General features: G+C 70.8%; 25 protein-coding genes. 15 read left to right on the plus strand and 10 right to left on the minus strand.

Annotated features, from left to right (window positions below):
- Positions 1-157: 157 nt before the first annotated feature.
- A complete protein-coding gene (locus AB0P25_RS13015; RefSeq protein WP_363807857.1) occupies positions 158-778 on the minus strand; it encodes a response regulator transcription factor in 621 nt (206 codons plus the stop codon).
- Positions 775-1,971, minus strand: a complete 1,197-nt coding sequence (locus AB0P25_RS13020) for a sensor histidine kinase (protein ID WP_363807858.1) — start codon at positions 1,969-1,971, stop codon at positions 775-777. The genes AB0P25_RS13015 and AB0P25_RS13020 overlap by 4 nt, the downstream gene beginning before the upstream one ends.
- Positions 1,972-2,121: 150 nt before the next feature.
- Between AB0P25_RS13020 and AB0P25_RS13025 the strand changes: the two genes are divergently transcribed.
- Together AB0P25_RS13025 and AB0P25_RS13030 are read left to right on the plus strand one after the other, a co-directional pair.
- Positions 2,122-3,210, plus strand: coding sequence for an FtsX-like permease family protein (locus AB0P25_RS13025; RefSeq protein WP_363807859.1), 1,089 nt, complete (start codon positions 2,122-2,124; stop codon positions 3,208-3,210).
- Positions 3,207-3,914 carry an ABC transporter ATP-binding protein gene (locus AB0P25_RS13030; RefSeq protein ID WP_363807860.1) on the plus strand — a complete coding sequence of 236 codons (708 nt, stop codon included), beginning with the start codon at positions 3,207-3,209 and terminating at the stop codon, positions 3,912-3,914. The genes AB0P25_RS13025 and AB0P25_RS13030 overlap by 4 nt, the downstream gene beginning before the upstream one ends.
- 88 nt (positions 3,915-4,002) lie before the next feature.
- On the opposite strand, the gene AB0P25_RS13035 is transcribed toward AB0P25_RS13030, so the two are convergent.
- Positions 4,003-4,221, minus strand: coding sequence for a hypothetical protein (locus AB0P25_RS13035; protein WP_363807862.1), 219 nt, complete (start codon positions 4,219-4,221; stop codon positions 4,003-4,005).
- A gap of 114 nt (positions 4,222-4,335) precedes the next feature.
- Here AB0P25_RS13035 and AB0P25_RS13040 point away from each other — a divergent pair, with 114 nt between their 5' ends.
- Together AB0P25_RS13040 and AB0P25_RS13045 are read left to right on the plus strand one after the other, a co-directional pair.
- Positions 4,336-4,575, plus strand: a complete 240-nt coding sequence (locus tag AB0P25_RS13040) for a hypothetical protein (protein ID WP_363807863.1) — start codon at positions 4,336-4,338, stop codon at positions 4,573-4,575.
- Positions 4,576-4,665: 90 nt separating this feature from the next.
- Positions 4,666-5,388 (plus strand): helix-turn-helix transcriptional regulator, encoded by a 723-nt coding sequence (locus tag AB0P25_RS13045; RefSeq protein ID WP_363807864.1) that lies wholly within the window; start codon positions 4,666-4,668, stop codon positions 5,386-5,388.
- 85 nt (positions 5,389-5,473) lie between these two features.
- Here the strand turns inward: AB0P25_RS13045 and AB0P25_RS13050 are convergent, their stop codons facing one another.
- The 3 genes from AB0P25_RS13050 to AB0P25_RS13060 all read right to left on the minus strand — a co-directional run bounded on the left by AB0P25_RS13050 (position 5,474) and on the right by AB0P25_RS13060 (position 7,504).
- Positions 5,474-6,244 (minus strand): hypothetical protein, encoded by a 771-nt coding sequence (locus AB0P25_RS13050; protein WP_363807867.1) that lies wholly within the window; start codon positions 6,242-6,244, stop codon positions 5,474-5,476.
- Positions 6,245-6,498: 254 nt separating this feature from the next.
- Positions 6,499-6,717, minus strand: coding sequence for a hypothetical protein (locus tag AB0P25_RS13055; RefSeq protein ID WP_363807868.1), 219 nt, complete (start codon positions 6,715-6,717; stop codon positions 6,499-6,501).
- A 10-nt stretch (positions 6,718-6,727) separates the two neighbouring features.
- A complete protein-coding gene (locus AB0P25_RS13060; protein ID WP_363807871.1) occupies positions 6,728-7,504 on the minus strand; it encodes an HNH endonuclease family protein in 777 nt (258 codons plus the stop codon).
- 129 nt (positions 7,505-7,633) lie between these two features.
- Between AB0P25_RS13060 and AB0P25_RS13065 the strand changes: the two genes are divergently transcribed.
- Genes AB0P25_RS13065 through trxA form a run of 3 tightly spaced genes read left to right on the plus strand, consistent with a single transcriptional unit; the run spans position 7,634 to position 10,367 of the window.
- On the plus strand, positions 7,634-8,227 hold the full coding sequence (locus AB0P25_RS13065) for a PadR family transcriptional regulator (protein ID WP_363807872.1): 594 nt from the start codon (positions 7,634-7,636) through the stop codon (positions 8,225-8,227).
- A gap of 5 nt (positions 8,228-8,232) precedes the next feature.
- Positions 8,233-9,948 carry an AarF/ABC1/UbiB kinase family protein gene (locus AB0P25_RS13070; protein ID WP_363807873.1) on the plus strand — a complete coding sequence of 572 codons (1,716 nt, stop codon included), beginning with the start codon at positions 8,233-8,235 and terminating at the stop codon, positions 9,946-9,948.
- A 38-nt stretch (positions 9,949-9,986) separates the two neighbouring features.
- Positions 9,987-10,367: a thioredoxin gene (gene trxA / locus AB0P25_RS13075; protein WP_064111279.1), complete on the plus strand. Its 381-nt coding sequence runs from the start codon at positions 9,987-9,989 to the stop codon at positions 10,365-10,367.
- 33 nt (positions 10,368-10,400) lie between these two features.
- Here trxA and AB0P25_RS13080 read toward each other — a convergent pair whose 3' ends face one another.
- The 4 genes from AB0P25_RS13080 to AB0P25_RS13095 all read right to left on the minus strand — a co-directional run bounded on the left by AB0P25_RS13080 (position 10,401) and on the right by AB0P25_RS13095 (position 13,034).
- A complete protein-coding gene (locus AB0P25_RS13080) occupies positions 10,401-11,429 on the minus strand; it encodes a hypothetical protein (protein WP_363807874.1) in 1,029 nt (342 codons plus the stop codon).
- Positions 11,426-11,572: a hypothetical protein gene (locus tag AB0P25_RS13085; RefSeq protein WP_363807875.1), complete on the minus strand. Its 147-nt coding sequence runs from the start codon at positions 11,570-11,572 to the stop codon at positions 11,426-11,428. The genes AB0P25_RS13080 and AB0P25_RS13085 overlap by 4 nt, the downstream gene beginning before the upstream one ends.
- Entirely contained in the window at positions 11,569-11,871 is a 303-nt protein-coding gene (locus AB0P25_RS13090) for a hypothetical protein (RefSeq protein WP_363807877.1), read from the minus strand. Before AB0P25_RS13090 ends, AB0P25_RS13085 begins: the two co-directional genes overlap by 4 nt.
- Before the next feature lie 143 nt (positions 11,872-12,014).
- Complete coding sequence (locus tag AB0P25_RS13095) at positions 12,015-13,034, minus strand: LacI family DNA-binding transcriptional regulator (RefSeq protein WP_363807878.1); 1,020 nt, start codon at positions 13,032-13,034, stop codon at positions 12,015-12,017.
- A 161-nt stretch (positions 13,035-13,195) separates the two neighbouring features.
- Between AB0P25_RS13095 and AB0P25_RS13100 the strand changes: the two genes are divergently transcribed.
- The 8 genes from AB0P25_RS13100 to AB0P25_RS13135 all read left to right on the plus strand — a co-directional run bounded on the left by AB0P25_RS13100 (position 13,196) and on the right by AB0P25_RS13135 (position 22,961).
- Entirely contained in the window at positions 13,196-14,731 is a 1,536-nt protein-coding gene (locus AB0P25_RS13100) for a sugar ABC transporter ATP-binding protein (RefSeq protein WP_363807880.1), read from the plus strand.
- The gene (locus tag AB0P25_RS13105) at positions 14,728-15,765 is read left to right on the plus strand and encodes an ABC transporter permease (protein ID WP_363807881.1); all 1,038 of its coding nucleotides are present in this window, start codon (positions 14,728-14,730) and stop codon (positions 15,763-15,765) included. Before AB0P25_RS13100 ends, AB0P25_RS13105 begins: the two co-directional genes overlap by 4 nt.
- Positions 15,762-16,802 (plus strand): ABC transporter permease, encoded by a 1,041-nt coding sequence (locus tag AB0P25_RS13110; RefSeq protein ID WP_363807882.1) that lies wholly within the window; start codon positions 15,762-15,764, stop codon positions 16,800-16,802. Before AB0P25_RS13105 ends, AB0P25_RS13110 begins: the two co-directional genes overlap by 4 nt.
- Positions 16,803-16,854: 52 nt before the next feature.
- On the plus strand, positions 16,855-17,892 hold the full coding sequence (gene rhaS / locus AB0P25_RS13115) for a rhamnose ABC transporter substrate-binding protein (protein ID WP_363807883.1): 1,038 nt from the start codon (positions 16,855-16,857) through the stop codon (positions 17,890-17,892).
- A 69-nt stretch (positions 17,893-17,961) separates the two neighbouring features.
- A complete protein-coding gene (locus AB0P25_RS13120) occupies positions 17,962-18,342 on the plus strand; it encodes an L-rhamnose mutarotase (RefSeq protein ID WP_363807884.1) in 381 nt (126 codons plus the stop codon).
- Positions 18,335-19,498, plus strand: coding sequence for an L-rhamnose isomerase (gene rhaI, locus AB0P25_RS13125; RefSeq protein ID WP_363807886.1), 1,164 nt, complete (start codon positions 18,335-18,337; stop codon positions 19,496-19,498). Before AB0P25_RS13120 ends, rhaI begins: the two co-directional genes overlap by 8 nt.
- Complete coding sequence (locus AB0P25_RS13130) at positions 19,498-21,534, plus strand: bifunctional aldolase/short-chain dehydrogenase (RefSeq protein WP_363807887.1); 2,037 nt, start codon at positions 19,498-19,500, stop codon at positions 21,532-21,534. Before rhaI ends, AB0P25_RS13130 begins: the two co-directional genes overlap by 1 nt.
- Positions 21,531-22,961 (plus strand): rhamnulokinase family protein, encoded by a 1,431-nt coding sequence (locus AB0P25_RS13135; protein ID WP_363807888.1) that lies wholly within the window; start codon positions 21,531-21,533, stop codon positions 22,959-22,961. Before AB0P25_RS13130 ends, AB0P25_RS13135 begins: the two co-directional genes overlap by 4 nt.
- Positions 22,962-22,963 lie beyond the last annotated feature (2 nt).

The raw sequence follows: 22,963 nt of genomic DNA on the forward strand, positions 1-22,963 counted from the left end.
TGCCCTCCACTGGTGGGGACATGGCGACGAAGAGAGCGTGACGCGGCGCACGTTGCTAAGCATGCATTTCGACAACGTCGTGGTGGGTGAAAGAGAGTGAAGATCGCGACCTAATGAGGCGTTGGCAGCTGTCGATGCGCGCGCACACGCCCACCCTTCACCGCAGAATCCCCACCTCCCGCGCCGCCGCGACCGCGGCCGTGCGCGACGACACCCCCAGCTTCGTGTAGATGTGCACCAGGTGGGACTTCACTGTCGCGTCGCTGATGTACAGGCGGCCCGCGATCTCCGTGTTCGCCGCGCCGTCCGCGACGAGCTGCAGCACTTCCAGCTCTCGCCTGCTCAGGGTCGGGCGCGGCGTGCGCATCCGGGCGAGCAGGCGGCCGGCGATGGCGGGGGCCAGGGCCGTCTCGCCTGCGGCCGCGGCCCGGATCGCGGCGATCAGCTCGTCGGGCGGTGCGTCCTTCAAGAGGTAGCCGCTGGCTCCCGCCTCCACGGCGCCCAGGATGTCGCCGTCGGTGTCGTAGTTCGTCAGCACGAGCACGGCCGGGGGCGCCGGGAGGGCGCGGATGCGTCGCGTCGCGTCGGCTCCCGTCTCCTCGGTGCCGAACTGCAGGTCCATCAGCACGACGTCGGGCGACTGCTCGCTCGCTAGCGCGACCGCGTCGTCGGGGGTGCCTGCCTCGCCGACGATCTCCAGCTCCGGATCGCCGGCCAGCATGGCGCGCAGGCCGGCACGGACGACCGGATGGTCGTCGGCGAGGGCGATCCGGATCATGGACGCACCCCTTCCGCCCGCGCCCGGGGCAGCCGGGCGGTCACCGTCGTGCCGGTGCCCGGCGCGGAGACGATTCCGAGCGTGCCGTCGAGCTGGTCGATCCGCTCCTGCATGGCCTGCAGACCGAACGAGTCGGTGCCGTGAAGGTCCGCGAGCGCCGCGTCCACGTCGAAGCCGCGTCCGTCGTCCTGGACAGCCAGCGACACGGCGTCGCCGTCCTCGCTCAGCTCGATGTCGACGTGCGACGCGTCCGCGTGGAGGACCGCATTCGACAGGGCGCCCTGGGCGATGCGCAGGAGGGCGGTCTGCACGTCCATCGACAGCTCGAGGTCGTCTGCGCGCACCTCGATCGGGACGGAGGACCGGTCCGCCTGCTCTCGTGCCAGTCGGCGGAGCGCTGCGGCGAGGCCGCCGTCGAGGCGGGCGGGTGTGAGCTCGCGGATGATCTGCCGCGTATCGGCGAGGCTGTCCGCCGCGGTCTCGCGCGCCAGCCGCACGTAACCCGCGCCGGGTTCCGGTGTGTCGCGCTCCGCGGCGCGCAGCAGCATCTGGATGCTGGCCAGGCCCTGCGCGACCGTGTCGTGGATCTCGCGGGCGAGGCGGGCGCGCTCGGTCAGCGCGCCCTGTTCGCGCTCGGTCTCGGCGAGCTGCTGCCGGGTGCGGAGGAGTTCGGCGAGCAGGAGTTCGCGCTCCCGGGCCTCGCGCCGCAGCGCCCGGTACGCCAGCCCGATGAGCACCGCGACGCCCGCGGCGATCAGGGGACCGACGACACCGCCGACGCTGAACCCGAGATGCAGCCCGAGAGCGACGATGGCGAACACCGTCGTCGCGGCGATGGCGGCGATCGCACCCCTCGTCGGAAGGACGTGCAGGTAAAGAAAGAAGAGGGGGAAGACGATAAAGGCGCCCTCCGGGGAGAGCCACACCAGCACCGCCCAGAGCAGCGTGAGGAGGGCGATCCACACCAGGGCGGACCCGCGGCCGCCGCGGAAGCCGCTCGCTGCCGTGCGTGCCGTCGCCGCACCGGCGACGTACACCGCGACGAACGCGACCCCGACCGTGAGCGTCCACCATTCGGACGGCGAGGAGACCGCGAACGCGCGCACGACGGCGAACGCAGCGAGCCCGACCACGAGGACGTGCAGGCCGATCCGGAGGCCGGTGAACACCGGGTCGAGGGTCGAGTGGGACATGACCCCCTCAGACTAGGCGAGCGCGCGGCCGCAGCCATCGACCAAAAGGTGGAGTGCGGATGCGGTGGAAAGGGCGATGTGGCTGCCGCACCGTCCGACGGAGGGTGGAACCGTTGCTCGCGCAGACGCCGCGAGCGGAAAGGCACCATCGTGTTCGTCGCGTGGAGAGAGCTGCGGTTCGCCCGTGGCCGGTTCCTCCTCATCGGGGCCGTCGTCGCCCTGATCACCCTGCTGGTCGGATTCCTGTCCGGCCTCACCGGCGGCCTCGCCGCCCAGAACGTGTCGGCCGTCCTGGCGCTGCCCGGCGACCGGATCGTTCTCCAGCAGCCCGCCACCGGAAGCCCCAGCTACGCGACCTCAGCCGTCGACGCGGATGCGGTGCGCGGGTGGGAGGACGCGGACGGCGTATCCGCGGTCCTGGCCATCGGGATCGCACAGTCCCGCGCGTCTGCGGCCGCAGGCGACCCGGCCGGCGTCGCCCTCTTCGGGATGCCGACGGATGTGCGGCGCACCTCATCCGATGCGCTCTCCCGGCTGGCTCCGCACTCGGATTCGGGTGTGGGGCTGTCGGCCGGCGCCGCGAAGGCACTCGACGCCCGCGCGGGCGACACGGTCACGATCTCCGGGTCGGAGTTCACCGTCGAGAAGGTCGGCGGAGACCTCTGGTACAGCCACACCCCGGCCGTCGTGATGACCGGGACCTCGTGGAGCGCGGCGAGCCTGCGCACCGGGGGCACCGGCGAGGCCACCGTGCTCGCCGTGAGCGGCAGCCCCGACTGGGATGCGGTCGGGCAGCGCACCGGGACCGTCGCCCTGACACCCCTCGCCAGCCTGACGGCTCTCGAGACCTTCAAGTCCGAGGTCGGCTCGCTCGGTCTGATGATCGCCCTGTTGTTCGGCATCTCCGCGCTCGTTGTCGGCGCCTTCTTCACTGTCTGGACCATGCAGCGCGCGGGCGACATCGCCGTGCTGAAGGCGCTCGGCGCGAGCACCGCATCCCTGATCCGGGACTCCCTCGGGCAGGCATCGGTCGTCCTCGTCGCCGGGATCGCCGTCGGCCTTGCCGCCGTCCTCGGCCTGGGGGCGCTGGCCGGGCAGGCCCTGCCCTTCGTCGTCAGCCCGCTCACGACCGTCGCACCGGCCGTCGCGCTGGCGCTGCTCGGCCTCGCGGGGGCGGCCTTCGCCCTGCGCTCCGTCACCACCTCCGACCCCCTCACCGCACTCGGGAGCAACCGATGATCACCCTGCAGAACGTCACCCTCACCTTCCCGGACGGGCTTGACCGCATCACCGCCGTGGATGCCGTCACCCTGCACGGCCGGAACGGCGCCGTCACGGGCATCACCGGACCGTCCGGCTCGGGGAAGTCGAGCATCCTCGCGGTCGCCGCCACCCTGATCCGTCCCGATACGGGAGGCGTGCTGATCGGCGACGGCGAGGACGTCGTCGACGCCGCCCGGCTGTCGAAAGCCGATGCCACCGCACTGCGGCGCGACCGCATCGGCATCGTGTTCCAGCAGTCCAACCTGCTCCCGGCGCTGACGGCCCGGGAGCAGCTGCAGGTCATGAGCAGACTCGGCGGCCGCGTGAGCCGCCGCGACAGGACGGGGATGGACGCGCGCGCCGACGAACTCCTCGACGCCGTCGGCCTCGCATCCCACGCCGCCAAGCGCCCGGACCAGCTCTCGGGCGGTCAGAGGCAACGCGTCGCCATCGCCCGGGCGCTCATCCACGAGCCCGACGTGCTGCTTGTCGACGAACCGACCAGCGCCCTCGATCAGGAGCGCGGCACCGAGATCATGCAGCTGATCGCCCGCCTGACCCACGAACGGGACACGGCCACGCTGCTCGTGACGCACGACCTGATCCACCGCGACACGCTCGACGAGCTGGTGACCGTGGTGGATGGGCGGATCACCGAACGGGCCCTCGCGGCTCGATGACGGCAGGGTCTCATGCCGGGCCGAGCGCGACGAAGTCCCGGAGTCGCTGCGGATACGGCAGGGCAGGGACGACTGAGACAGCGTCCCCTCAGCCCCGGTGCCGCCGCCAGTACACGTACGTCGCCCACTCCACGGCGGCGAGCACCGCGCACAGAATGCCCAGCAGCACGTTCCACGAGCTGCCTCCGCCGACTGCGATCAGTACGAAGAGGATGAAGAGCACGGTGTAGCCGATCCCCGTGATGAGCGCGCCCCTCTCCGTGCGGGCGGCCAGCCAGCGGGGACGCTTGGGCTCCTGATCCGTCATGTCTTCACTTTAGGGGCCCGCGCGGCGGCCTCGAACGCATACGCGGATCTGCGGATGGCACCCACGCCGCTCCGCCCCGCATCCTCGTTCCGGAGGGGTGGAACGGGGTGCACCATGTCGGTCGCGGGAGTCGTGCTGTTGTCGTGTCTGTGCCTCTCTCCGTCGCCCTCGCCGCAGGAGTCGCCGGTCGCGCCCGACGCCGTCGAGTTCTCGCCGTCGTGGGCGCAGCAGTCGCCGGAACTGTGCCTGGCCCGCGCGCGAGCGTGGAGCCACCTCGATCTGCGGTGCCCGCGCATACCGTTCGACCCGTTCGAGAGCGTCGGCGCGCGACTCCTGCTGCTTCGTGTGAGATGACGCGCACCCGTACCGGCCCCCGGCGTTTGCGGTCTGCCGCGCGACGGTACGGGTGTTCTACCCTGTGGTCCGACGAACGGGGACGGGGGAATGTACGCGGTCCGATCGGAGTGGCTTGACGCGCTGGTCGCGGCGACCGAGCGGGGGCCGATCACGCTCACCCGCCTCGCGTCCCTGATCTCCCGGTCCATCCGGTGCGACCACGTCCTGTACGTCGAGCTGGATTTCGCCGCGGCCGACGTCGTGCTGACAGACCTCGTCAACGGGCATCGCTTCACCAACACCGGCATCCTGGTCACCGAGTACGGGATGCACCCGCTGACCACCAGCTACCTGCTGGACCCATCCGACCTGACTCCGCGGCGCATCTCGGACGTGAGCAGTCAATGCGCGTGGGAGGCGACGGCCGCGTACGCGGAGGTGTTCCGGCCGGACCGCGGGCGATTCCAGTTGAGCATGGTCACCTCGCTGCGCGCCCCGGTGGTGGGGCGTGGGTGGACGCTGACCCGCTCCAGCACGGACTTCGACGAGGACGATCTCGATCTGGCGGCCGAGTTGCTTCCCCTGCTCGCGGTGATCACCAACCGCGTGACGTTCCCGGGCGGTGTCGCGGCAGCGCCGGCCGTGCTCACCGGCCGCGAACGCGCGATCATGGCGGCGCTCGCCGAAGGCTGGACGTCGGCGCGGATCTCGTACGAGCTGTCCATCAGCGAAGGGACCGTGCGGAAGCATCTCGAGCACGTCTACCGCAAGCTGGGGGTCACCAACCGGGTGCTCGCGGTGCAACGGGCGACGGAACTCGATCTGCTGTGACTCGACCCAGGCCGCATCGCACGCGAAACGGCCCCGGCCCGCCACCCGCGAGGGCGACGAACCGGGGCCGCTGCATCCACCCGGGTCAGTGACCGGAGGCGATCCCCTGCTGGGCCTGCTGGGCCAGCTGCTGGATGTCGCTCCCGTAGCCTCCGGCGAGGGCGGTCGCGGCGATCTTCTGCACGTCCGGGGTGCGCTCCGCGGCCGGGGCCTTCGCCAGGTCGCCGAGGTCGCTGCGGAGCGAGTCCGGCAGCTTCGCGGCGAGCTGCGCGTCGGCGGTCACATCCGCCGCGATGGTCGCGCCGGTGTCGCCGAGCTGCGGCGACGAGAGGTCGCCCGAGCGGAGGTCGCGGATCAGATCCTTCAGCCCGGAGAGACCCGACAGGCCGGCGTGCTCGCCGCGCGCGTGCTTCAGGTGAGTGGCGAGGTCCTTGATGGCCGAGCCGTAGCCGCCGTCGAGGGCGGTCGCCACGATCTTCTTGGCGTCCGCCGTGCGGTCGGACGCCGGCGCCTTCGCGAGGGTCGTCACATCCTGCTGCAGCGCGTCCGGCAGGAGCGCGAACAGCGGCTTGTCGGCGATCACGCGCTTCGCGAGGGCCTGCGCCTTGGCGCCGCTCAGGTGGCCGGCGAAGAGCTCGTGGCCGGCGTCCGTCGAGACGTGGGCCTGCGCCGTCGCCTGCGCGCCCGAGCCCGAGCCGGAGCCCGAGGCGCCGCCGTCGACGGTGGTCGCGAACGCTCCCTGCGCGCCGACGCCCACCAGCGCGGTGGCCGCGAGGAGCGATGCCGCGCCGACGGCCGCGCGCTTGGCGGTGAAGGCGCTGGTCTTCCGAACGGAGGGGTTCTTCGTGTAATCCATGGGATCCTTTCCGTGCCCGCGCTGCGGCCGACCGGTCTGCCGGCCCGCTTCGGATCGCAGGCGTCGGCGACGTTACGGAACCCGTCTGGACCGTTCGTGCGGACACTCTGCGAGGTCCCGCAGGGTGGTTGACCCGCCTCCGGACGGTTGTTATTGGAGCGCGTCGCCGGTCAGAAGATGACGAGCAGCACGGGCGGGACGATGAGGACGGCCGGGATCGACCCGTACAGCAGGCGGAAGGCGGCTCCTCCGCGTCAGCTCGCCTGCGCCCGCATCGCCTGCCAGAGCGCCTGGCGGAGCTGCGCCTCGATGCGGCGGGCCTGCTCGCTGCTGACGCCCTCGTTGTCGCGGCGGCGCTCCGAGCCGTGGCAGCGGTCGCCGTCGCGGGTGAAGTGGATGGCGATCCGACCGTCCGCGAGCACCGGCTGCTGCTCGTTGCAGTGCCCGCATTCGGTGAAGGAGAAGAATCCCATGCCACTCACGTTACGGTCGGCGTGTTTCCTCCCCGTTGCCGGTACGAGAAGTGTGGATGACGACCGTGGAGGTCGCAGCGGGCTGCCCGGGGCATCCGGCGAGCACGCGGATGATCGCGTCGTGCTCGGCCGGTGTCACCCAGAGTCCGTACACCGCCTTCACCGACACTTGCCGGGCGACGTAATCGCAACGGAACGCCTTATTCGCCGGAAGCCAGGTCGCGGCGTCGCCGTCCGACTTCTGCTGGTTGGCGGGGCCGTCCACGGCGAGCAGGTTGAGCGGGTCGTTGGCGAGGTGGATGCGCTGCTCCTCGGTCAGCTGCTGCGCGCCCGTGATCCAGGCGTTCTTCAGAGCGACGACGTGGTCGATCTGCACGAGCGGCGACGTCTTCTCGCCGCGCACGAAGTGGATGGTCGCGCCGGTGTACGGGTCGGCCAGCGTCCCGGAGAGGACTTTGCAGGTGCCGGCGCGCGCCACGTCCGACAGGTCGCGAGACAGGATGTCGTTCCTGGTGTCGCAGCCGTTGTGGTCGACGTCCAGCCAGGCCGTCCCGAAGTCCTCGGTGCGCTGGTAGCCGGTCGCGGGCGCCTTGCCCTTCACCGGCAGGGTGGAGAGCAGGTCGAGTGCCGAGTTCGCGGCACCCGGCGCGGGAGCAGGGGTCGGGGCTGGGGATGCGGGCGCAGGAGCCGTCGCGACGGGCCAGGACGCGGTGGCGGTGGTGGTGCAGCCGGTCAGCAGGAGCGCCAGCGCGACGACCGCGGCGGGCAGGGTGGGGATGCGGTTCAACGTCTTCCTCGGTTCGGGGACCCGAGCAGCCTAAGCTCGCCGTGCCTTCGCTGAGCGATGCGACGCACCCCTTCCCGTCCCGCCCTCAGCGACATATCGTGAACTATCGCTGACGATAGGAGGCATCCCATGTCCACCTCATTCCCCACCGGCGGGTTCGGCGCCCGCATGGATCCGGACGCCATGTGGCAGGCGTTCGAGCAGCTGCGGTCGACGTTCGAGAAGAAGGTCGGGTCGCGGATGGGTCGCGGTGACGTCCGCGCCGCCGTCCTCAGCCTGCTCGCCGAGAAGCCGATGCACGGCTACCAGATCATCCGCGAGATCGAGGAGCGCAGCGGCGGCAGCTGGAAGCCGAGCGCGGGGTCCGTCTACCCGACCCTGCAGCTGCTCGCCGACGAAGGGCTCATCACGGCCGAGGAGTCGAACGGCCGCAAGACGTACGCGCTGACCGAGGAGGGGCGCGAGGTCGCAGCCAGCGAGGGCGCCACTCCGTGGGCCGACGGCGCGGGCACCACTGGCGCAGGCAGCGGCACGAACGCCGGTTCCGGCACCCCCGGCGCCGACCGTCGTTCCGCCTCCGGACGCCTTCCCCGCGCCGGCGTCGAGCTCGCCCAGGCGGCGGCGCAGGTGCACCGCAGCGGCACCCCGGAGCAGATCCAGGAGGCGGCGACCGTGCTCGACGAGGCGCGTCGCCGGCTGTACGCGATCCTCGCCGAGGGCTGACGGGGGTGACGTCGGACCAGGCCGTCGCCCCCGCCCCACGGCCCGCGGCGACGCCGGCCACCCGCGCGCGCTACCGCCGCATCCTGCGCTTCGCCGGCTGGAACCTCGCCGTCACCTGGTGGTACGAGCTGTTCCTGCCACGGATCGGGCTGGCGAGCGTCGCCGCCCGCACCCGCAGCAAGCGCATGCGGCGGTTCGCCCAGCGCTTCCACGGGCTCGCGGTCGACCTCGGCGGGCTGATGATCAAGGTCGGGCAATTCATGTCCTCGCGCCTGGACGTGCTGCCCCCCGAGATCACGAGCGAGCTGGAGGGGCTGCAGGACGAGGTTCCGGCCGTGCCGTTCCCGCAGATCCGGGCGCTGGCGGAGGCGGAGCTGGGCGTGCCGCTCGAGACGGCGTTCGCATCCATCGACGAGGTGCCGGTCGCGGCTGCGTCGCTGGGCCAGGCGCATCGCGCCGTCCTGACCGCCGAGACCGCCGAGCACAGCGGGCTGAGCGCCGTCGTGCTGAAGGTGCAGCGTCCCGGCATCGACGCGATCGTGGATGTGGACCTCGCCGCCTTGCGCCGTGTCGGCCGCTGGCTCACCCACGTCCGCCTGGTTTCGGACCGGGTGGACGCGCCCGCGCTGGTCGAGGAGTTCGCGACGACGAGTCTGCAGGAGATCGACTACCTCCACGAGGGCGCCAACTCGGAGCGCTTCGCGGAGGAGTTCGCCGGAGACCCGCGGGTCGCCGTGCCGGCGGTGGCCTGGGAGCGCACCACGCGTCGCGTGCTCACCCTGGAGGACGTCACCGCGATCAAGATCACCGACGCCGAGTCGCTGCGCGCGGCCGGCATCGACCCGGCCGAGGTGGCGCCGGTCTTCGCCGAGGTGATGTTCGACCAGCTCTTCACGAACGGCTTCTTCCACGCCGACCCGCACCCCGGCAACATCTTCGTCACGCCCGACCCGGACGCCGCGGGGGAGCGGCCCTGGCACCTGACGTTCGTGGACTTCGGGATGATGGGGGAGGTCCCGCCCGGCACCCGGAAGGGCCTCCGCAAACTGCTGATCGCCGCGGCGTCGCGCGACGGCAAGGGGCTGGTGGATGCCATCCAGGATGTCGGGGTGCTGCTCCCGACGGCCGACACCGCGCAGCTGGAGCGGGCGATGACGCACCTGTTCGGCCGGTTCGGCGGGATGGGGTTCGCGGAGCTGCGGGAGGTGGATCCGCGGGAGTTCCGCGAGTTCGCGGTCGAGTTCGGCGACGTGGTGCGGTCGCTGCCGTTCCAGCTGCCGGAGAACTTCCTGCTCATCATCCGGGCGATGTCGCTGACCTCGGGCGTGTGCAGCGCGCTCGACCCCGCGTTCAACCTGTGGGATTCGGTCGAGCCGTATGCGCAGCAGCTGATCCGCGACGAACGCGGCAACGTAGTCCAGGATGTGGCGCAGCAGGCGCTGGAGATCGCCGGGATCGCGTGGCGCCTCCCCAAGCGGCTCGACAGCCTCGTGACCCGGGTCGAGGAGGGGGACGTCGCCGTGAGCACGCCCCGACTCGAGCAGCGAGTGGGACGCGTCGAGAGGGCGGTGCGCCGGCTCGCGGCCGCCGTCGTCTTCGGCGGGGTCGTGATCGCCGGCGCGATCGTGCACACGACGGATGCCGTACTGGGCACGGTCCTGCTGGTCGCCTCCCTCATCCCGCTGGCGTTCACCGTCTTCACAGGCCGGCGGGGGAACTGAGGCGGAACAAATCCTGGTGGAGTAGCGTTTCACCCATCATGGCAACCACCGAGATCACCTCGACCAACCACGACCAGACCGTCTCCGACGGCATCGTGCTGCTCGACTTCTGGGCCGACTGGTGCGGCCCGTGTCACATGTTCGCCCCCGTCTTCGAGAAGGCGTCGGAGCAGCACACCGATGTCACCTTCGGAAAGATCGACACCGAGGCCCAGCAGGAGCTGGCGGCCTCCTACGGCATCCAGTCCATCCCGACCCTCGTCGCATACCGCGACGGCATCCCCCTGTTCTCGCAGGCCGGCGCACTGCCGGGCGAGGCGGTGGAGGACCTCATCTCGCAGATCCGCGCCCTCGACATGACCGAGGTGCGCAAGCAGTACGAGGAGCTGAAGGCCAAGGCCGAGCAGCAGCAGGGCTGAGCCCGCTCACCCACGCGTCAGGCGCGGCATCCGTCACTCGACGGGTGCCGCGCCTTCGTCGTCTCCGGGCGTGGCGAGTTCCTGCTCGAGTGCTTCGATCTCGAGCGCGAGAACGTCGGGGTAGCCGACGCGGGCGCGGCGGAGTTGCAGGTTGTAGACGGCCTGCGCCTCGTCGTAGGCGCAGCCGAGGATGTCCTGGATGCGGGACAGCGCCCTCTCGTCGTCGCGCAGGTCCCGGATCGCGTCGGCGAGCCGGGGAAACGCATCCCGGCCCACCCGCATCGCCCGGACGATCCGGAGGCGCTCCTCGGCGAGCTCGCGCGGCCGCTGCGGCTCCGGTACGGAGTGCGCGGGCTGTCGTCGGTGCGCGGCGATGACCTCGGCGGTCAGGTGGATGGTCAGAGTCTCGGGCGACGTCAGCCGCAGGAACGGGGAGAAGGCCGTCACACGGTGCGGGCCGGGGTGGAGACGCTCCCACGACGAAGCGTCGACGCGAGCCAGGGTGCGGCGGTACTCGCCCGGGTCGAGCGGTACAGGGAGGTCCGACCCGACGGTGAAGCCGAAGAAGTACGGCGCAGACTCGCTGCCCACCGGCACGAGCGCGGCGAAGGCCGGGAGACCATCGCCGGACGGCATCCACCGCTCGGCCCCCTCGTTCACGATGTCGACGGCGAGAGCGTCGACATCGAGCAGGTCTCGGGTGACGGTCGGCCAGCGCAGGACGAGACCCGCCCGGCGCTCGGCGACGCTGGGGCGCAGCGGCAGGATGTCCGGATGCACGTTGAGCTGCGCCGGGCCGCCGGTGGCGCCACTCGGCTGGGCGACGCGCCACGCGGAGCCGTCGTCGCGGGCCGGTGTGCCGAGCAGCATCGACGCGCCCTCCGGCTCGCCGGGCGTCAGCACGCGCCAACCGTCCGGCGGGGCGTCCGGCGGGGCGTCCGGTGGGACGACGACGTCGAGGCCGAGCTCGGCGAGGAGCGCCGCGAGGCTCGTGCCTCGTTCGGACAATGTGGCGCGATCGATGTCGTGTTGGCCCAGCTGCGGCGCGGTGTCGTCCCTCACTCGGGAGTCCGGCCGTCACGACGTCGGGCGGCGTCGCGAAGGCCGTCGGCCACCGCTCGGCGGATCGTCCAGTACAGCGCGTAGAGCGCCACGGCGCCGACCGTGACGGTCAGGGCGAGGCCGCTCAGCGGATCAGAGGTCACCGGTCCAGCGCCGCGTGGTCGCCCTGGGACGTGCGCGCACCCACCGTGCGCGCGACGTACGCCATGACGACACCGGCCCCGATGAGCGCGGCACCGACCGGCACGACGCCCTGCGCGAGAACGCGCGTGAAGAGATCCAGGACCGTCAGCAGACCCTCGTCGAGTCGGGTCGGCCCCGACGACGGCAGCGCGATGGTGTAGAACAGCTGCGGCACCAGCACCGACAGCAGCAGGCCGCCCGCCGTCAATCCGATTCCCCACCACAGCACGACCCTCGGTCGCAGCTTCCAATCCGTCACGCGTTTCCCCCTCCGTCGCGGTTCTGCGCCGATGCTATCGAAGGAGTTCACCTTTCGGATCTCCGACGATGGGCAGTGTCGCAGGAATTTCGAGCCGGATCCGGCCGAAGTTCCTGCATGACGAATGGCAGGAGGGCGGCGCGTCAGCGGCGGGAGGTGGGGGCGGTGCTCTCACGCGCCACGAGTGACGGCTGGAACTCGACGTGCACCGGGGAGGCGTCCGGCTGGTCGGTCAGCTGGAGCAGCAGGTCCATGGCGGTGGAGCCGATCTCGTGGCTCGGCTGGCGGATCGACGACAGCGGAACGGCCGACGCGGAGGCGAACGCGATGTCGTCGTAGCCGATCAGGGCGATGTCCTCGGGCACCCGGATGCCGTGCTGCAGCAGCGTCTGCAGCAAGCCGATCGCGACCAGGTCGTTGGCGGCGAAGACCGCGTCCGGGCGGTCCTCCGGCCGTCGCGCCGCGAGAGCCGCGCCGACTGCGCGGCCGCCCTCGATCGTGAGGCTGTCGGTCTCGAGCTTCTCGATACCCGCCCCGGGGATGGATGCGGCCAGCTCCTGTTCCGCTCCGCGGTAGCGGTCGGCGACCTGGTCGATCGCGAAGGGACCGCCGGCGTATGCGAGGCGCCGGAAGCCCTGCTCGGCGAGATGGGCGGCTGCGAGTCGTCCGCCAGCCACGTCGTCGACAGCGACGGAGCTGAACGAGCGGTCGAGGCTCGTGCGGTCCACGAGGACCGACGGGATGCCGCGTTCGCGCAGGCGGTGCAGCCGGGGGATGGCGTCGCCGACGGGGGAGATCAGCACGCCGCGGATGCGCTCCTGCTCGAACATCGTCAGGTAGCCGGCCTCGCGCTGCTCGTTCTCGTCCGAGTTGCCGACCAGCACGGAGAGTCCGTCGCGGGCGGCGCGGTCCTCGGCGCCGCGGATGAGGGACGCGAAGAACGGGTTGCCGACATCGAGCACCACCATCCCGATCCCGCTGCTTTGCCCCATCCTGAGCTGACGCGCCGCATTGTTGCGCACGAATCCCAGCTCGGTGATGGCGGCCTGGACGCGCTGCAGCACGGCGTCCGAGACGCGCTCCGGGCGGTTGAGCACGTTCGAGACGGTGCCAACGGAGACGCCTGCGAGCGCGGCGACATCCTTGACGCTGGCGGACGGCATGCGGCTCCTTCGTTCGTGCAGTAGCGCAATAGTACCGACGTTTCATCACGAACGGGCGCCGATCCTTTCGCAGACTTGACGGCGAGCCCCGGGGTCTGGCAAGGTCATTTCAACGTTTCAGTTTGAAACGGTTCACGGCCTCGATGGAGAAGCGTTCGACAATGACGTCCCCCGAAACACCGGCAGCGCCGGCCGGCGGCCCGCCGGTCCTCGAACTCCGCGATGTGGCCAAGGCCTTCGGCCCGGTCATCGCTCTCAGCCGCGCCGACCTGGTCGTCGAGCAGGCGTCCATCCACGCGCTCGTCGGTGAGAACGGCGCCGGCAAGTCCACGCTGGTCAAGATCGTCGCCGGCCTCTACCAACGCGACCGCGGCGAGATGCGGTTCCGGGGAGAGGTCGTCGACTTCACCACGACGGCCGAGGCGAAGAACGCCGGCATCGCCGTCATCTACCAGGAGCCGACGCTCTTTCCCGACCTGTCGGTGACCGAGAACATCTTCATGGGCCGCCAGCCCACCGACCGCCTGGGACGCATCGACCGCAAGGCGATGCGCGCGGAGGCTGTCGGCATCTTCCGTCGTCTCGGCGTCCACATCGATCCCGACCGTCTCGCCGAGGGCCTGTCGATCGCCGACCAGCAGCTCATCGAGATCGCGAAGGCCATCTCGCTGGACGCGCGCCTCCTCATCATGGACGAGCCGACCGCCGCGCTCTCGGGCGTCGAGGTCGAGCGCCTGTTCGCCGTCGCCCGCAGCCTGCGCGACGAGGGCCGCGGGATCGTCTTCATCTCGCACCGTTTCGACGAGGTCTTCTCGCTCTGCGACACCATCACCGTCATGCGCGACGGCGCCTACGTCTCGACCGATCCGACGGCGGACGTCACGGAGGAGGAGATCGTCCGCCGCATGGTCGGCCGCGACGTGACCTCCCTCTTCCCGAAGACCGAGGCCGTGATCGGCGAGCCGCTGCTCGTCGTCGAGGGTCTGACCTCGCCGGGCGTGTTCCACGACGTCAGCTTCACCGTCCGCTCCGGAGAGATCGTCGCGCTGGCGGGCCTCGTCGGCGCGGGCCGCAGCGAGATCGCCCGCGCCGTGTTCGGGGTCGATGGCTACGACTCGGGCACGGTCCGGGTCGACGGCCGCGTGGTGCCGAAGCGCCGCCCGACCGCCGCGATGGCCGCCGGTCTCGCGCTCGTCCCCGAGGACCGCCGCAAGCAGGGCCTGGTGCTGGAGGAGTCGGTCGCCCGCAACGCGACGCTGGCGATCCGCACGAAGCTCTCGAAGCTCGGCTTCATCCGCAGCTCGTCCGAGAACCAGGCTGCGCGCGTCTGGGCGAGCCGCCTCCAGCTCAAGACGAACGCGCTCGACACGCTGACCGGGACGCTGTCCGGTGGCAACCAGCAGAAGGTCGTGCTCGGCAAGTGGCTGGCCACCGACCCGCGCGTCCTCATCATCGACGAGCCGACCCGCGGCATCGACGTCGGCACGAAGGCCGAGGTGCACCGGCTCCTCTCCGAGCTGGCGGGACGCGGGATGGGCGTGCTGATGATCTCGTCCGAGCTGCCGGAGGTGCTCGGGATGGCGGACCGCGTGCTCGTCGTCCGCGAGGGCCGCATCACGGCCGAGCTCGAGCGCTCCGTCGCCGACGCCGAGAACGTGATGTTCGCCGCCACCCACGCGCTGGAGGAGACGCGATGACGACCCCGACCCTCACCCCCGAGAAGGTCCCGAACCCGGCGGTGCGCCTGGCGCGCTCGTTCGTCCGGGCGCGCGAGACCGGCATCCTGGTCGCGATCCTCGTGGTGATCGCCGTGACCACGGCGATCAACCCCTCGTTCCTGTTCAGCGCGGACGGCTGGCGCGACCTGCTGCTCACCCCGGCCATCCTCGCGCTGGTCGCGATCGGCCAGGCGATCGTCATCATCACCCGCAACGTCGACCTCTCGGTCGGTTCGGTGGTGGGACTCACGGCCTACCTGACCGGGCGGCTGTTCGCGGACATCCCGGGCATCCCGATCGTGGCGGTGTTCCTCATCGGCGCGCTCGCGGGTGCGGTGCTCGGACTGGTGAACGGCGCGCTGGTGGCCTTCGGCAAGGTGCCGGCACTGGTCATCACCCTCGGCACGCTGTACGCCTACCGCGGCATCGACGTGCTCTGGGCCGGCAGCAACCGGATCAACGCGGGCGACGTGCCCTCCGACTTCCTGGGTCTCGGGACGGGGTCGTTCCTCACCATCCCGTACCTCACCATCCTCGCCGTGATCGTGATGCTCATCGCGGGCTGGTACCTGCGCAACCGCCGCGGCGGGCGCGAGCTCTACGCGATCGGGTCCGACCCGGCCGCGGCCGAGCTCTACGGCCTCAAGGTGACCCGCCGGATCCTCGCCGCGTTCGTCCTCTCGGGCGCCACGGCGGGCCTCGCCGGCGTGCTGTTCGTCGCCCGCTACGGCACGGTCAGCTCGCAGACAGGCACCGGGCTCGAGCTGCAGGCCGTCGGAGCAGCGGTCATCGGCGGCGTCGCCATCTTCGGCGGCAGCGGATCGGTGTACGGGGCGGTCCTCGGCGCCGTGCTGCTGCTCACCATCAACCGGGCGCTGCCCATCCTCGGCATCCAGGACTTCTGGCAGCAGGCGGTGGTCGGCGTGCTGATCATCGGCGCCATCGTCCTCGACCGCCTGCTCGCCCTGCGGCTGTCCCGCCGCCTCGTCGCCGAAAGGGAGGTCGCCGCGTGACCGACACCCAGGTGCCCACCACCGCCGCCCCCGCCCGGACGTACCCCGATTACGGCCGCCCGCTGTGGCAGCGCTGGCTGCTGACCCGCGAGTCCGCGGTCGTCGCCGCGCTCATCATCGTCGCCGTCGTCGCCTCCGCCACCGTGCAGAACTTCGGCACCCCGGTCACCCTCGGCTTCCTGCTGCTGGATGTGACGCCCATCCTGATGATCGCCCTGCCGATGACCCTGGTCATCGTCTCCGGCGAGATCGACCTCTCGGTGGCGAGCGTGCTCGGCCTCAGCAGTGTCCTCCTGGGCGTGCTGACCAAGGCCGGGTGGCCGATCGAGGCGGCCTTCGTCGCCTGCCTCGTCATCGGGCTCGTCTGCGGGGCGGTCAACGGCTTCCTCGTCACCGTCGTCGGCCTGCCGTCGCTCGCGGTGACGATCGGAACGCTCGCGCTCTTCCGCGGCATCGCGGTCGGCCTGCTCGGCACGACGGCGATCACCGACTTCCCGTTCTTCTGGCAGAACCTGTCACAGCAGCGCTTCGGCACCTCCGGCATCCCGGTCGTGATGGTCCTCGTCGTCGTGCTGATCATCGTGTTCGCCCTGCTGCTCCACTCCACGCCGTACGGACGCGGGCTGTTCGCGCTGGGCCTGAGCTCGGAGGCGGCCGCCTTCTCGGGCGTGAACGTCGCGCGGACGAAGTTCATCGCGTTCCTTCTGACCGGCCTGATCTCGGCGCTCGCCGGGCTCTACTGGACGCTCCGCTACGGGAGCGCCCGCGGCGACAACGCCGTCGGGCTCGAGCTCTCGGTGATCGCGGCGGTGCTGCTCGGCGGGGTCTCGATCTTCGGCGGCAAGGGCGCGCTCGGCGGCGTCGTCGCCGGTGTGCTCCTGATCGGCGTGCTGCAGAGCGCCCTCCGCCTGGCCAACGTCAGCTCCGACGCCATCAACATCATCACCGGCGTCCTCCTCATCCTCTCCGTCCTCTCGCCGCGCATCCTCGCTTGGGCGCGCGGCGCACGGGCGCGCCGACGACGCTCCGTGTCGTAGCGCGCCGCTCCACCCGCACCACCTGCATCCACCCACCCCGAAAGGAACAACGATGTTGCCCTCCACCTCGCGCCGCACCAAGCGCCTGATCGCCCTCGGCGCCGGCGTGGTCGCCGTCGCCCTCGCCGTCACCGGCTGCTCCAGCGGATCGGGCAGCTCCGGCGGCTCCGGCGACAAGAACTACAAGATCACCTTCCTGCCGAAGAACCTCGGCAACCCGTACTTCGACACCTCCGACAAGGGCGGCAAGACGGCCGTCGAGTCGTTCAAGGGCACCTACAACGAGGTCGGCCCGTCGACGGCGACCGCGGACGCCCAGGTCAGCTACATCAACACGCTGACCCAGCAGCAGGTGGGCGCGATCGTCCTCTCCGCCAACGACCCGACCGCGCTCGGCTCGGCGCTCACGCAGGCGAAGTCGGCCGGCGTGAAGATCGTCACGTTCGACTCCGACACCGACGCCAAGTACCGCGACGTCTTCGTGAACCAGGCCACGGCCGACGGTATCGCGAAGGTGCAGGTCGACACGATCGCCAAGGAGATCGGCGACAGCGGCGAGGTGGCGATCCTCTCCGCCGCGGCCAACGCGACGAACCAGAACGCCTGGATCGAGCTCATGAAGAAGGACCTCGCGAAGGACCACCCGAACATCAAGCTGGTGGACACCGTCTACGGCAACGACGACGACCAGACCTCGTTCGACAAGACGGCGGCCCTGCTGCAGACGCACCCGAACCTGAAGGGCATCATCTCGCCCACGACGGTCGGCATCGCGGCCGCGGCGCGCTACCTCTCCACCTCGGACGCCAAGGGCAAGGTCAAGCTGACCGGGCTCGGCACCCCGAACCAGATGCGCGAGTACGTGAAGAACGGCACCGTCGACGAGTTCGCACTGTGGAACCCGGAGGACCTCGGCTACCTGGCCGCCTTCACCGCCAAGGCGCTGATCGACGGCAAGATCACCGGCAAGAAGGGCGACACCTTCGAGGCGGGCAAGCTCGGCAAGTTCACCGTCGGAGACAACGCGACGGTGCTCCTGGGCGACCCGTTCGTCTTCGACAAGGACAACATCGACAAGTTCAACTTCTGATCGAGTCCTCATCCTCGCCCGGCCGGCACTGGTCGCCGGCCGGGCGGCCCATCCCTTCTGGAGGTTCCCATGCAGCGGGTCTGCTTCCGTTTGCGCGTCGACCCCGCGCACCTCTCCGAGTACCGCGCGCGGCACGCGGCCGTCTGGCCCGAGATGCTCGCGGCGCTGAAGGAGACGGGATGGGACAACTACTCCCTGTTCCTCGCCGACGACGGCTGGCTGATCGGCTACGTCGAGGCCCGGGACGACTATGCATCCATGCAGCGGCGGATGGACCTCACGGAGGTCAACGCCCGCTGGCAGGCCGAGATGAGCCGGCTCTTCGACGGACTGGAGGGGGCCGCCCCCGACCGGTCGTTCGAGCTCATCCCCGAGATCTTCCACCTGGAGGACCAGTTGGCGGCGGCGCACCCGCACGCTACGACACGAAAGGCGCACGACGTTGACTGACTTCACGTCCATCCGCGACCGGCTGGCGCAGCAGGCCATCGAACTGCCGAGCTGGGCGTTCGGCAACTCCGGCACCCGCTTCAAGGTGTTCGGCACGCCGGGCACCGCCCGCGACCCGTTCGAGAAGGTCTCGGACGCGGCACAGGTGCACAAGCACACCGGGCTCGCGCCGACCGTGGCGCTGCACATCCCGTGGGACCGCGTCGACTCCTACGCGGACCTGCGCAAGCATGCCGAGGACAACGGCGTCGAACTCGGCACCGTCAACTCGAACACGTTCCAGGACGACGACTACAAGTTCGGCTCGGTCACCCACCACGACGACCGCATCCGCCAGAAGGCCATCGATCACCACTTCGAGTGCATCGACGTGATGAACGAGACCGGGTCCCGCGACCTCAAGATCTGGCTCGCCGACGGAACGAACTACCCGGGACAGGACTCGATGCGCGCCCGGCAGGACCGCCTCGCGGACAGCCTGCAGAAGATCTACGAGCGGATCGGCGAGGGTCAGCGCCTGGTGCTGGAGTACAAGTTCTTCGAGCCGGCTTTCTACCACACGGATGTTCCGGACTGGGGGACCAGCTACGTCCAGACGGCGGCGCTCGGCGACCGGGCGTTCGTCTGCCTCGACACCGGCCACCACGCGCCGGGGACGAACATCGAGTTCATCGTGATGCAGCTGCTGCGGCTCGGGAAGCTCGGGTCGTTCGACTTCAACTCGCGGTTCTACGCCGACGACGACCTGATCGTGGGAGCGGCGGACCCGTTCCAGCTGTTCCGGATCGTGTTCGAGGTCATCCAGGGCGGCGGCTACGGCAACCCGGACGTCGCGTTCATGCTCGACCAGTGCCACAACCTCGAGGCGAAGATCCCGGGCCAGATCCGCTCGGTGCTCAACGTGCAGGAGGCCACGGCCAAGGCGCTGCTGGTGGATGTCGACGCGCTCGATGCGGCCCAGCGGGCGAACGACGTGCTCGCCGCCAACACGGTGTTCATGGATGCGTTCAACACCGACGTGCGCGCCGACCTGGCCGCCTGGCGCGAGTCGCGCGGCCTGCCCGCCGACCCGATGGCCGCCTACAAGGCCAGCGGGTACCAGGAGAAGATCGAGGCCGAGCGCGTGGGCGGCACCCAGGCCGGATGGGGCGCGTGATGACCAACGAGACCGTCGCGGCGCTCATCGCCCGCTCGAACCGCCTCGGGTCCGACCCGAAGAACACCAACTACGCCGGCGGCAACACCTCCGCCAAGGGCACCGAGACCGATCCCGTCACGGGTGAGCCGGTCGAGCTGCTGTGGGTGAAGGGCTCCGGGGGAGACCTCGGCACGCTCACCGAGCAGGGCCTCGCCGTGCTCCGGCTCGACCGCCTCCGCGCGCTGCAGAACGTCTACCCCGGCGTCGACCACGAGGACGAGATGGTCGCCGCGTTCGACTACACCCTGCACGGCAAGGGCGGCGCGGCGCCGTCGATCGACACCGCGATGCATGGGCTCGTGGATGCGGCCCACGTCGACCACCTGCACCCCGACTCCGGCATCGCGATCGCGACGGCGGCGGACGGGGAAGAGCTGACGAAGACGATCTTCGGCGGCCGGGTGGTGTGGGTGCCGTGGCGCCGCCCGGGCTTCCAGCTCGGGCTGGATATCGCCGCGATCAAGCGGGCGAACCCGGACGCGATCGGCACCATCCTGGGCGGTCACGGCATCACCGCGTGGGGCGACACCAGCGAGGAGGCGGAGGCCAACTCGCTGTGGATCATCCGGACCGCCGCCGACTACATCGCCGAGCACGGCCGTCCCGAGCCGTTCGGCGCGCGCATCCCGGCGAACGAGCCGCTGGACCCGGCCGAGCGCCGGGCGAAGGCCGCCGCTCTCGCGCCGACCCTGCGCGGGCTGGCGTCGACCGACAAGCCGCAGGTCGGCTCCTTCACCGATGCCGACGTCGTGCTCGACTTCCTCGCCTCGGAGGAGCACGTCCGGCTGGGCGCGCTCGGCACCTCGTGCCCGGACCACTTCCTCCGCACCAAGGTCAAGCCGCTCATCCTCGACCTGCCGGCCGACGCCTCCATCGAGGACTCGATCGCCCGGCTGAAGGAGCTGCACGAGCAGTACCGCGCCGAGTACACGGCCTACTACGAGAAGTACGCGACCCCGGACTCCCCGGCGATGCGCGGCGCGGATCCCGCGATCGTGCTCATCCCGGGCGTCGGGATGTTCTCCTACGGCAAGGACAAGCAGACCGCCCGGGTCGCGGGCGAGTTCTACGTCAACGCGATCAACGTGATGCGCGGCGCGGAGGCGATCTCGTCGTACGCGCCGATCGACGAGTCGGAGAAGTTCCGCATCGAGTACTGGGCGCTGGAGGAGGCCAAGCTGCAGCGCCTCCCGAAGCCGAAATCCCACGCGGGCCGCATCGCTCTCGTCACAGGCGCGGCCTCCGGCATCGGCAAGGCCATCGCGACACGGCTCGCCGCCGAGGGCGCATGCGTCGTCATCGCCGACCTCGACCTGTCGAAGGCGCAGGCGGCTGCGGCGGAGCTCGGGGGCACGGATGTGGCGATCGGAGTGGCGGCGAACGTCACCAGCGAGTCCGACATCCAGACGGGCATCCAGGAGGCGCTGCTGCAGTTCGGCGGCCTCGACCTGATCGTCAACAACGCCGGCCTGTCGATCTCGAAGCCGCTGCTGGAGACCACCGAGGCCGACTGGGACCTGCAGCACGACGTCATGGCCAAGGGCTCGTTCCTGGTCTCCAAGGCGGCCGCGAAGGTGCTCATCGAGCAGGGACTCGGCGGCGACATCGTCTACATCTCGTCCAAGAACTCCGTCTTCGCCGGCCCGAACAACATCGCCTACTCGGCGACCAAGGCCGACCAGGCCCACCAGGTGCGGCTGCTCGCGGCCGAGCTCGGCGACTACGGCGTGAAGGTCAACGGCATCAACCCTGACGGCGTCGTGCGCGGCTCGGGCATCTTCGCCGGCGGCTGGGGCGCCAAGCGCGCCGCCGTCTACGGGGTGCCCGAGGAGGAGCTGGGCACGTACTACGCCCAGCGCACGCTGCTCAAGCGCGAGGTGCTGCCGGAGAACGTGGCCAACGCGGTCGCCGTGCTCACCTCCGCCGACCTCGACCACACCACCGGACTGCACATCCCGGTGGATGCCGGCGTCGCCGCGGCCTTCCTGCGATGACCACCGGGACGGTCGCGGCGGTCGACCTGGGTGCGACCAGCGGCCGGGTGATGTACGCCCGCGTCGGCGCAGACACCCTCGAGCTGAGCGAGGCCGCGCGATTCCCCAACACGCCCGTTCGGCTCTGGGAGGGCGACCGCGCCGCCCTGCACTGGGATGTGACGGGGCTGTACGCGAGCGTGCTCGACGGCCTGGCCGCCGTGTCCCGCACCGACCCCGCAATGCGCAGCATCGGCGTGGACTCGTGGGCGGTCGACTACGGCCTCCTCCGATCCGGCAGGCTGCTCGGCGAGCCGTACCACTACCGCGACGAGCGCACGGCGCGCGGGGTCGAACTCGTGCACGCTGCCGTCGACCCGGCCGAGCTGTACCGCGAGGGCGGCCTGCAGTTCCTGCCGTTCAACTCGCTGTACCAGCTGGCGGTGGATGCGGCCGACGGGACGTCCGCATCCGCCGACGGCTTCCTCCTCATTCCGGACCTCATCGCCTACTGGCTCACCGGCGCCGCCCACGCCGAGCGCACCAACGCCTCCACCACCGGTCTGCTGACGGCCGAGGGCGCGTGGAACGACCGCCTGATCGACCGGCTCGGGCTGCCACGCAGCGCCTTCGCACCGCTGGTCGACGCCGGGACGCCGATCGGAGGTCTGCTCCCGGCTCTGGCGCACGACCTGCCTTTCGCCGGGACCGGCCCGACCGTCACGGCGGTCGGCTCGCACGACACCGCCTCGGCCGTGGTCGCGGTGCCGATGGACGCCTCCCGGGCCGCGTACATCTCCTGTGGAACCTGGGGACTCGTCGGGGTGGAGCTCGAGCGGCGCATCGTCTCGGACGAGGGGCTGGCCGCGAACTTCACCAACGAGGGCGGCGTGGACGGGCGCATCCGGTACCTCCACAACGTCATGGGGCTGTGGCTGCTCAGCGAATCCATCCGCGAGTGGCAGCGGCGCGGACTCCATGTCGACCTCGCCGGGCTGCTGGCGGAGGCGGCCGAGCTGCCGCGCCCGGCCGAGGTGTTCGACGCCGAGGACCCTCGGTTCCTCGCCCCCGGCGACATGCCGGGCCGGATCGCAGACTGGTTCGACGAGCGCGGGATGCGCGCCCCCGCCTCGCCCGCGGGCATGGTCCGGGTCATCGTCGAAAGCCTCGCGGCCGCCTTCGCCGAGACGGTCGGGACGGCGGCATCCCTCTCGGGCGTGCCGGTCGAGGCCGTCCACATCGTCGGCGGGGGAGCGCGCAACGCGCTGCTCTGCCAGGCGACCGCCGACCGCGCCGGTCTCCCCGTCCTCGCCGGTCCCGTCGAGGCCACCGCCATCGGCAACGTCCTCGTCCAGGCGCGCGCCGCCGGCCTCCTCTCCGGCGACCTGGAGACGCTTCGCGCCCTGGTCGCCCGCACCACCCAGATCGTCCGCTACGACCCCCGTTAGGA

Source organism: Leifsonia sp. NPDC077715 (assembly GCF_040686855.1).
Taxonomy (GTDB): domain Bacteria; phylum Actinomycetota; class Actinomycetes; order Actinomycetales; family Microbacteriaceae; genus Leifsonia.